The organism is Acinetobacter halobius (assembly GCF_044130335.1).
Lineage (GTDB): Bacteria > Pseudomonadota > Gammaproteobacteria > Pseudomonadales > Moraxellaceae > Acinetobacter.
In genome coordinates this window covers 164,454-174,752 of sequence record NZ_JBIQOD010000006.1, presented here as the reverse complement: position 1 = coordinate 174,752, position 10,299 = coordinate 164,454, and the positions used below count along the sequence as shown (strand labels likewise).

Below are 10,299 nucleotides of genomic sequence, written 5' to 3'. Positions count from 1 at the left end.
ACCTTGAGGCACCAGTTCCAATTCGATTTTGCCTGCACGATAGAGTTCATCAAAGACCCAAGAGTCGGACTGACGCGGGAACGAACAAATGACTTTTTTCACAGCACCCGCTTTGAGTAGCTTGGCTAAACCATAGTCGCCATTGCCAGCATTGTTACTGACGATGGTGAGGTCTTTAATGCCGAGTTGAATCAAGCCATCAATCAGTTCAGCAGGTTGTCCTGCTGTGCCAAAACCACCAATCATGATGGTTGAGCCGTCGGTGATTTGGGAGAGCACTTCCGCGAGGGATGCCGCACTTTTATCTATCATTAGATAACTCCATTGTGCATCATGCAAATTTGAAAAGGCGCGGAAAACTAACCTATACTCATGGGTTACTTTATTTTCGACAAGATTCCCTAGTCTTTTAGTTAGATTTCCTTATCTGCTCATTTTTTATAATTTAGTGATTTTCGACTAGATAGTGAGCACAGGTTTTGTTCGATCATCGAACAATTTATATATATATCGAACAAAACCTGATTATTTCACTCTGATTTCACGCTATAGTAAAAATAGACAAAGGATAAAAATGGATAGGGATACCGAAATGCATGAAGAAAAAGAACGAATAGAAAAGCGAATACATAATCACAATAATAAGAAAACCATTCGACATGAAGACTTTGTTGCAGGGATCAGTAAAGGTATGGCTATTCTCGACAGCTTTGGTACTGACCGACATCGTTTAAATATCACTATGGCAGCGGAACGCACAGGCATGACCCGTGCCGCAGCACGACGCCATTTACTCACTCTTGAATATTTAGGCTATTTAGAATCTGATGGTCATTATTTTTATTTAACCCCTAAAATTCTCAAATTTTCAGGCGCTTATTTAGGTGGAGCACAACTTCCCAAAATTTCTCAACCTCTACTGAACCTGCTGACCAATCAAACCTCACTCATTTTTTCCGTGATGGTTTTAGACGGCTATGAAGCCATTACTATTGCACGTAGCGCCGCACATCAACAAACAGATCGTGTCAATCCTTATGGCCTACATTTGGGCAATCGTCTACCTGCACATGCCACATCAGCAGGTAAAATTTTATTGGCCTATCTCGACGATCAGGAACAGTGTGAATGGCTGAATCAGTATCCGCTACAACGCCTCACCAAATACACCCATACCAATAATGAAACGTTTCTGGCCTTATTGCATGAAATTCGAGAGCAAGGTTGGTGTTATTCATGTGAAGAACATGAATTGGGCGTACATGCACTTGCCGTTCCGATTTATGGGCAACAGTTAAAAGTCGTTGCAGCCTTAAATATTGTTTCCCCTACCATGCGAACAACCAAAGAATATTTGATTCAACACATACTGCCTTTGCTACAAGAAACTGCGCGCGAACTACGTAATATTCTTTGATGCTCAAAAAAAAATAACGGCACTTGTCACTCACAGACCTGTGATTCAGTTGAGATGAACTCGAACAGATTTCAGTAAATGACCTCTTTAGCCTTAGCTTACATTTAAGGATTTACGTATAAACTCAAAATCGTTCTATAGGTCTGAGCATTCGGTCGAAACTTTTCAGACTGTTCAGGTGAGGTCATAGTCACAAGGTATTGCCCGACCGCTGGAAAAAGCAAAGTAACCTCACCTGAACCATTGGTCTGCAACTGAGTCACTTTTTCAGCCTCTCCCAATGTGGTGATTTGCTTTTCTAGTGTTACATGAAAACCTGACGCAGGTTTATTTCCCAAGTTTAATTTTATTGTGAATGGTTTTTTTAATGAAATTTGATTTGGATGACTTGAAAAGACCAAACTTAAACCTTGTTGGGTATACTCTTGCTTCAGCTCACTCTGCTGTTGCTTAGAAAAATAACTCAGCAACTGATCAAAACGTTGCACAGTAAACTGCTGGCTTTTCGCTTGTACTTCACTTGGGGTAACAAAATGACGTTCAGTCAGTGGTGATAAACCTTCAGTTTTTGCATCTAATACCCGCAACCAACGTTGGCCAACTTTTGCATATTTAAGCTCACCTGTTCGGAGCCCTGTAACTGTATAAGTTCCTGCTTGATCCGTTTTCACATCAGCCAAACTTAAAACTTTACTATGACTCAATGTTAATTCTTGAGTTTCACCCTTTGGTGTAAGCACTTTAAAATTAAAGCCTTTAATGGCTACTTCCGAGTCAAAAGCTTGCTCTGCAAATCCTGCCAAAACTGCAGTGTTGCCACCTTCTACCACATAACTGCTTGGCGCAACAAAAGGTGCATGTGCCCAACTATTTACGACCAAGATACTCAGTAAGCAAGTCAAACCTATTTTTTTCATTGTTGAATATTCCATTGATGTATCGTTGTCCATCGTCAACCTAATTAGTTTTACCTTTAAGCCACCCATAAATGACTTAAAGGTATGGCTGGTTTATTGGGCTGAGGCTTGCCCTACTTTTTTCGCATACTGTTTAATATCGTTTGCTTGAATGGTGGTTTTACCTTTTGCAATCGCTTTGAATTGCTGTCCAGCAATCTCCTGCATTTGAGTCGTACCCGTCGCTAAATTACGGTCAAAACGCTGCATAAACTCATCGACATATTCTTGTTCAGTCACGATCAAATCTTGATTGCTGTCCGTCTCAAAAAATTGTTTATCGCGTGCGGTTAGATAGTCGCCTAAAGTTACATAATTTTTACCCTGTCCATATTGCGCGATAAACTCAGCCACATTGCTTGGCATCGGCATCGAAATAGGTAACTTGGCACGAAAACCATCATGTGTTCCTATACTTCCTCCTGCCAACTGAGCATCTTCTGCATTAATCAAACCGTCTTGATTCAGATCAAAGCCATCAAAAGTCTTTTCACCAGAGGCTTGGAACTCTTTTAACGTTAACTTTTGATCTTTGCTTTTATCTAAAATACCGTAACGAACATGTGCCTGTTTTAAAGACATTTCACGGCGTTGCTTGAGTACGGGGTCTAAACGTGTCTGTTCAAATTGGGCAAACTGTTCAGCTGTCACCTTTTTATTATTGCTAAAAAGTGCAGCATAATCTTGTATATATTGTTGTGTCACTACGGAAGCATTGGGTTGCTTATTTTCTGGATGATAGAGCGCATGAATAGCATAAGCTTGTTGATATACATCTGTTTGCGCTGTTTTATCTGCTGCTAAAATACTCACTGAAGCGCTGAGCATCGTGATACCCATTACCCATGTAGACATGATTTTCATGATGATTTCATTTCCTGAAAGTTAAGTTTGCTGGATGGAATACCTGTTCTATCTAGCTTTGAAATTTAGTATTTAAATTCAACACTTGCGACAATATTTCGACCTGATTCGGCTGCGCGATCTATTAAACTGGCTTGATTCGTTCCTGTGATGGTGCCAACTGCGGAGTAATCCCAATAGGTCTTATCAAAGATGTTGTTAAAAGCTACATTCACTTTGGTGAACTTATTGATATTCCAGTAAGCAGATAAGTCAAAAATGGTGTAGCCAGCAACACGTTGGTACGCAACATCATCTTGATAAGTCGTGACATCTTTGGACGCAATTTTGTCCCCGACTGCTGTTGCAGTTAGACCTAAACCAAAGACTTTATTGGGGTTATCATAAGCAAAAGTTAAACTTCCCTTTTCAGGTTGAACCGAGTTCACACCAGTTTTCAAACCATCTTTATTTTTTGCAGTTCCCTTCGTTTTTCCGGCTACTAATGCCAAACTAAATCCATCTGAGTTTGAAATAAATTGGCCTAGATCTATGCGCGTAGACAGCTCACCACCCCAAATTGTGGCATTGGCTAAGTTTTCTGCACGGTAATAACCATTAGTATACTGTGCTGTATAGCCATAATTATAATAATCAATAAAGTCGCTATACTTCGTATAAAAGCCTGTGATATCAAACTTTATACCGTCAATTGAAGTATTTCTCAGTCCAATTTCAAACGCATCACTGGTTTCTTTATCTAAGTTTGAATTACCAATCACGATATAGCTTGGATTAGCTGCCGTGGTTTGATAAATCCCGCCCATCTCTGTTGGCGAAGGAATACGTGTACCGCGGGTGTATTTAAAATAGCTATAGTTTTCTGGATTAAACTGATAACCTGCTGAAAAACCAGGTGAAACATAACTAAAATCACGATCTTGCACATCACTATATGCAGAAGAGTCCGGGCGATACTCTTGTCGTTCAAGGCGAACTGATGGTGTTAAAGTTAAATCACGCCCTAAGAGGTCTAAACGGATCTCATCAGAGAGGTAAGCAGAATAACGTTTGAGCTCAGAATCAAGTAAATAACCGTTTTGATAGAGTGTTGACAATTTCGAGCCATTACGTAAGTCCACTTTAGTACTCGAATAATCTTTCTGGTCTGCCGCCAATCCATATTTTAGAGTTTGATTGCTCAAACGCTTCAGTGCATCAAACTTAATCCCTGTATTTTTTTCTTTATATGTCGTTGAAAAGTCACGTGCGACTGTCGCACTGTTCATGAATGATGTATCAGTTTCATTATTTGACTCTTGATACCACATTTTACTTTTCAACTGATCAAACAAAGCAAAGTTTGCAGGTTTGTAAATGTGTTCTAAGCTAAATTGGGTACGGTCAATATCTTGCTGTTGGGTGGCATCACTTTTATAGTTGCTAAATAAACTTGCACTAATACCTGTAGTATCGGCAGTTTTGCGGTAAAAGTCCCCAGTCAAATTAAATTGATGCTGATCGGATAACGTCCACAGTACTCGTCCCAATACAGCATCAGACTTCCAATCGGTCGGAAATGCTTTGGTTTTAGAGTTAGGTTTTGTTTCATGCCCATCACGATGTGCATAAGCCACTAAGGCTTTAAGCTCGTCATTACCTACCGCGCCCGTCACAGAGCTTAACCACGCTTCATCCGCAGAGCTATACCCTACTTTGGCAGTCCCCGCGATAGTTTTACCATCCACCAAATAATCTTCTGGAGACTTATTTTTAAATGAGACTCGCCCACCAATACCGTCGGTTGATGCATCTGTTGTTCCTGAAACGATATCTACTGATGTAAACATTTCAGGTTCAATATAGTCACGACCAGCGCCACGTTGACTCATACTATTAGGTGGAATATAAGAGCTAACCGTTGCTTCAGCTATATCTACACCATCAATATCTAAACCAATACGATTGGCATCAATACCACGAATGTTATAACTACTTGTACCAGACCCATCAAAAAAAGTTCCACTGCCTGCAACCGAAAATGGAGCATGAACGAGAGGCAAGTATTTCACGATACTTGCCATATCGGTTACCCCCGTCTTGTCGAGGTTGTCTCTATTGATTGAAGTTTTTGAAACAGGCGCCTGATCTTCATGTTCAGCATATACGGTGATCTTAGGGAGAGAGGTTGAAACAGAGACATTCTCTTGTGCAAAGCTGTTTGAGCTGAAGCCTGTAGTCATTAAAACAGCTAAACATAGTGATAAATAGCAAGGTCGTAAGTTCAAAATTTTAGCTTCGTCGCCCGAAAATTGCGACTGGTATTGATTCATACTCATGCGGTTAAACCCACTTATTAAATGATATTGATAATCATTACTCTTAATTCAATTTATTTTTCCAGAGCCTCAATGCCTGAGACCTATAAAGATAATTGAGATAGGAAGACTATGTGGATGCGAATAATAATCAATTAGATTATTATTTACAAATAGTATTTGCTTTTATTTTTGGAATGGAGAAGGTTGTTCAAAAAATCGGTTTTTGCTTTTTGTCGTTCAGTGCAGATTTCATCACTACATTCGTGTTGTAAATGTAAAATCAACAACGTTCAGACGATCTAAAGCATTTAAAATCAGAAGGATCACACTATTTTAAAATTGATTGAGAGCAGGCCAACATCCCTCAAGGCTTCAGCTTCTCTAACCCAAAATCATCAAATACAGCCATGAAAAAAGACAGCACATCATTCAATATGTACTGCCTTCAATTGACTCATTCACTCTGTATAAACAACCAGACACCCCTTTAAAAAGGCGATGAATAGTTGCTCAACTCAAACTATCGGTACTTTTAAGTTATCTCCAAGCATACCGAATGCTGGTCGTTTATTAATCGTGCCGTACCAGAACCTTAGGGTTAGAATTACCCCACATGGTATAAACATCTGCTAGTAAAGCACCATTGTATTCTTCTAAATCGCTTTGCTTGACACTTTCAGCACCTTGCTGACCAAAGAGCACCACTTCATCATTGGCACGAATATCAGGAAAGTCCGTGACATCTACCATGGTGGTATTCATAGAAGTTCGTCCAACTACAGGCACTTTATGGCCTCGAATCAGCACATAGGCTTTATTACTAAAGGCACGTCGATAACCATCTGAGTAGCCAAGTGGTAAGTTCGCCAACAGCGAATCACGCTTCAAGGTATAGGTTTGGTCATAGCCGACTGTTGTGCCTTTCAAATAGGCATTAACTGTTGCCACTTGGGTTTTAAAGGCCATCAGCTTTTTATATTCGACCCGATCTGGAAGGCTGTCACCATAAATCACGCCACCCGCACGAACCATATCTAAATGTGACTCTGGAACAGTTAAGGTCGCAAAAGAATTTGCGGTATGTAAAGTCAGCGCTTCACGTTTTAATTTGGCTTTTTTAATCAACCAGTCCGTTTGCTGGTTAAACACCGCCAGATGGTCACGCACATATTGCTCATCCTCTACTGCATAGTGGGTCATAATCCCCACCAGTTTTAGATTGGCTAATTTAGTCATACGTAGCGCTTGCTGTTTGCCCATTTCACTATTCAACTCTAAACCATTTCGGTCCATACCACCTGCATTTAAGCCTAAATGGTATTTAATGGTTAAACCCTGTTGTTTTGCCCACTGCGACATACGTTGTGCTTGCTCATAATTGCCCAACAACTCTTCCATATTTAAAGAAGCCGCATTTTGAATCTCTTGGTCTGTGGCTGCACGTAGTCTTAATAGGCGTCCCTGATAACCAGACTGACGTACCATTGCCGCTTCGGCATTACTGGTAATCCCCACACAAGGTACATTCAGCTTCATAATACTCGGCATCAACAGTTCAATCCCGTGACCATACGCATCAGCTTTCATGACTGCACAAATTTGACTTTTGTCTTGTAATTGCTGCTGCAAAGTCTGAATATTTTGCTCAAAGGCCTGCACATTAATTTCAACCCAAGCATTGGCCTGAGGCGCGGCTGATTGGCTGGCTGAAATATGCGAGGTTAATAAAGGCGCTGCAAAACTGCTATTGATGTTCAACAGCCCTGCACCTAACATACAAGCCAATAATGTCGACTTTTTCAAAATAAAACCCTCTTCATCGTTATAACAAAAGAGAGGGTAAATACCCTCTCTCACTTTTCACTAATTATTTTCTTGCATATCATCATGCTCAATGCGGCGACCATGGGTCAAAATCCAACTGCGCTCTGCATATTTTTTCGTTTTATAGTAATAAGCAATACCTAAGCCAATAAACCAAAGTGGGGAGAATGCCAATGAAATCATGGTGTCATGATCTAGTGCTAAAATCGCCACCACAAAGATCAAGAATAACAAGGTAAACCATGCCATGAATCGACCACCTGGCATTTTATACGCCGACTGCTCATGTAATTCAGGGTCTTTTTTACGATAAGCCAGATACGACAAAATAATCATGGCAAAAGTAAAAATACATAGAATAGAAGTAAAGGCTGAAATGATAATGAATGCTGTCATGACATTCGGCACAATAAACAGAATCGACGTTCCTACCACTACACAGAACATTGAAAATATAAGGCTCAGCACAGGCACTTTACTTTTCGACAGTTTGGCAAAACTTTTCGGTGCATCTTTTTCTACAGCCAAACCAAACAACATACGGCTGGTCGCAAACACACCACTATTCGCAGAAGACATGGCAGAGGTTGCCACCACAAAGTTGACAATACTGGCTGCCGCAGGCAAACCAATTAAGGTAAACATTTCAACAAATGGACTTTTATCTGGAGAAATTTGTGACCAAGAAGTGACTGCAATAATACAAACCAAAGCACCGATATAGAACAATAAAATACGTAATGGAATCGAGTTAATCGCACGTGGTAAAGCATAATGCGGATCTTTGGTTTCTGCCGCAGTAGTACCCACCAATTCAATGCCGACAAAGGCAAATACTGCAATTTGGAACCCTGCTAAAAAGCCAGTTAAACCGTATGGGAACAAAGACTCTTTCTCAACCACATGAGCTAACGACGCTTTGACACCATCTGGAGAGACAAATCCAATGGTAATGAGATATATACCAACACATAGGAATAAAATAATTGCGATAATCTTGATTAAAGCAAACCAGAACTCGACTTCACCAAATAACTTTACAGCAACGAAATTCAACAAAGTCAAAATGGCAATTGAGGTGAAAGCGGGTATCCATGCGGGGAGATCAGGATACCAAAACTGTGCATAGCCCCCAATAACAATCACATCGGCAATTGCAGTGACAATCCAGCTAAGCCAGTACGACCACCCTAAAAAGAAGCCTGCCCATGGACCCAAATATACCGTTGCAAAATCAGCAAAAGATTTATAGTTGGTATTGGAAAGCAGTAACTCCCCCATCGCACGCATGACGAAGAAGAAGAAGAAACCAATAATTAAATAGGTCAGAATAATGGATGTACCTGACACAGCCAACGTCTTACCCGATCCCATAAAGAGACCTGTACCAATCGCACCACCAATCGCAATCATCTGAATGTGACGATTGGTTAGTGAGCGTTGCAGTTGTTCTTCCTCAACTGACTCGTAATGATGTCCACCCAATAAATCACCTTCTAAAGGTTCTTTTTGTTGATGGGCTTGTTTTCCATTCATCATATTTTTACTCCAATTTACAGCCCAACGGGTGTAAATATGGGACTTTTTTAAAATAATTTCTTATTTCATTTCAGTCCAAATTAAGCTACATATTATCTTTCAATAACATTAATTTTTACTATTCAGAGCCAGGAGAGTTAATCCTTTATCAGCCACTAAATAATGTTTACACGACTTGCAAAACCTATGCCAAATTCAAATATTTTTTATTAAAAAACAATAACTTAATAAACAATAAACGCAAAAAAATCCACCAACCATAAGTTACCTTATAATCAGTAGATAAAAATATTGAATTAATATTTTTAACAATATCCATATATTCAATTCCATTGAAAATTAATTTAACGACTTAAGTTCGATAAACCACCATCAGCACATTTAATAAATTGACTAAAATCATCCTGAATAAACCTCAGTTAAGATCAGCCCTGCTCTTAATCCCTTTTTCACTTGAGTATTCGGAAACAAAATCCGAACCTGCTCTGGTGCAATTACATACGGTTTGCCCTGTTGTAAGGCAATAACAGCACCAGTTTCAAACGCAGAAAAATTAGGCGCAGCATCTGCCAAATTCAGTTGGAAGTCTTCTTCAGTTTTGATGATCGAATCAACGACTCGAAAAGTTTGAATTGCTTGTTTTTGGCGCACAGGTAAGGACTGCTCACTCACCACAGCGCGAAGCACATGATTAATTGCAGCGAATGCTGTCAAATCATTTTGTCCAAAGGGTTTTGCATGACCAAGTTCTAGCGTCGAACTGGCCGCTTGAAACTGAGAGCTGCTAAAGTGTGTAAAGGTACGACCTACGGCATTGTGATACACTAAGGCATCCAATTCCGCAGCGTTTAGGCTGTCCAACATCGCAGCATCATAGTCATGGGTTTGATAAGGAAATAAGGCAAAAGTCGGCAACAAAGATGGGCGAATCGCGGTATGCAAATCGTAATGATAGCGTCGTATTTGAGCTGGACTATCATTAAAAAAAGCGGTGACGATCTGTTCTAAGACCGCCACCCGCTGCGCTTCAAATGTGTCGGTAAATTGTTGATAGGCTCCGCAGAACATGCGGTTCATATCATTTTCAACATAGCGTTGCCCTGAGCGAATCGCGATAGGATTCCCTAAAATCAGCAATAACTTAACCTTGAGCTCTAATGCCCCTGCAAACAAATCTTGACTCAGCTGCGCCAACAACTCGATTGGCGCAGTTTCATTGCCATGCACACCCGCGGAAAGCACGACTGCTTTTTCATAAGCCTGTTGCGGCGTAAAAGATAAAACACCTTCAGCCAACCATTCCCAACGAAAATCATGCTGTACGCCATGCGTAACTGTCGGGACACGTTGTGCTAAAACATCACCTAGAAAATCTATCATCTGCTTTCCCTGCACGATT

General features: G+C 40.3%; 8 protein-coding genes. 1 reads left to right on the top strand and 7 read right to left on the bottom strand.

Annotation, left to right across the window (positions count from 1 at the left end):
* Window positions 1–312, bottom strand: a 312-nt coding sequence (locus tag ACE01U_RS07860; RefSeq protein ID WP_395579119.1) for a 3-oxoacid CoA-transferase subunit A, incomplete at its 3' end; no start/stop codon positions are given.
* A 280-nt stretch (window positions 313–592) separates the two neighbouring features.
* Here ACE01U_RS07860 and pcaU point away from each other — a divergent pair.
* Window positions 593–1,417, top strand: coding sequence for an IclR family transcriptional regulator PcaU (gene pcaU, locus ACE01U_RS07855; RefSeq protein ID WP_086208652.1), 825 nt, complete (start codon window positions 593–595; stop codon window positions 1,415–1,417).
* A 104-nt stretch (window positions 1,418–1,521) separates the two neighbouring features.
* Here pcaU and ACE01U_RS07850 read toward each other — a convergent pair whose 3' ends face one another.
* From ACE01U_RS07850 to astE, 6 genes are all read right to left on the bottom strand, one after another.
* Window positions 1,522–2,334, bottom strand: coding sequence for a DUF4198 domain-containing protein (locus ACE01U_RS07850; RefSeq protein ID WP_395579118.1), 813 nt, complete (start codon window positions 2,332–2,334; stop codon window positions 1,522–1,524).
* 93 nt (window positions 2,335–2,427) lie between these two features.
* Window positions 2,428–3,237, bottom strand: a complete 810-nt coding sequence (locus tag ACE01U_RS07845; RefSeq protein ID WP_110973772.1) for a hypothetical protein — start codon at window positions 3,235–3,237, stop codon at window positions 2,428–2,430.
* A 65-nt stretch (window positions 3,238–3,302) separates the two neighbouring features.
* Window positions 3,303–5,549 carry a TonB-dependent hemoglobin/transferrin/lactoferrin family receptor gene (locus ACE01U_RS07840; protein WP_395579125.1) on the bottom strand — a complete coding sequence of 749 codons (2,247 nt, stop codon included), beginning with the start codon at window positions 5,547–5,549 and terminating at the stop codon, window positions 3,303–3,305.
* Window positions 5,550–6,107: 558 nt separating this feature from the next.
* Window positions 6,108–7,322, bottom strand: a complete 1,215-nt coding sequence (alr, locus tag ACE01U_RS07835) for an alanine racemase (RefSeq protein WP_395579124.1) — start codon at window positions 7,320–7,322, stop codon at window positions 6,108–6,110.
* A gap of 78 nt (window positions 7,323–7,400) precedes the next feature.
* On the bottom strand, window positions 7,401–8,900 hold the full coding sequence (locus tag ACE01U_RS07830; RefSeq protein ID WP_395579117.1) for an amino acid permease: 1,500 nt from the start codon (window positions 8,898–8,900) through the stop codon (window positions 7,401–7,403).
* A gap of 399 nt (window positions 8,901–9,299) precedes the next feature.
* Window positions 9,300–10,280 (bottom strand): succinylglutamate desuccinylase, encoded by a 981-nt coding sequence (gene astE, locus ACE01U_RS07825; RefSeq protein WP_395579116.1) that lies wholly within the window; start codon window positions 10,278–10,280, stop codon window positions 9,300–9,302.
* Between the last annotated feature and the right edge of the window lie 19 nt (window positions 10,281–10,299).

Coding starts and splice junctions, on each gene's coding strand:
- pcaU (WP_086208652.1), top strand. CDS start 593: ATGCATGAAGAAAAAGAACGAATAGAAAAGCGAATACATAATCACAAT.
- ACE01U_RS07850 (WP_395579118.1), bottom strand. CDS start 2,334: ATGAAAAAAATAGGTTTGACTTGCTTACTGAGTATCTTGGTCGTAAAT.
- ACE01U_RS07845 (WP_110973772.1), bottom strand. CDS start 3,237: ATGAAAATCATGTCTACATGGGTAATGGGTATCACGATGCTCAGCGCT.
- ACE01U_RS07840 (WP_395579125.1), bottom strand. CDS start 5,549: ATGAATCAATACCAGTCGCAATTTTCGGGCGACGAAGCTAAAATTTTG.
- ACE01U_RS07830 (WP_395579117.1), bottom strand. CDS start 8,900: ATGATGAATGGAAAACAAGCCCATCAACAAAAAGAACCTTTAGAAGGT.
- astE (WP_395579116.1), bottom strand. CDS start 10,280: ATGATAGATTTTCTAGGTGATGTTTTAGCACAACGTGTCCCGACAGTT.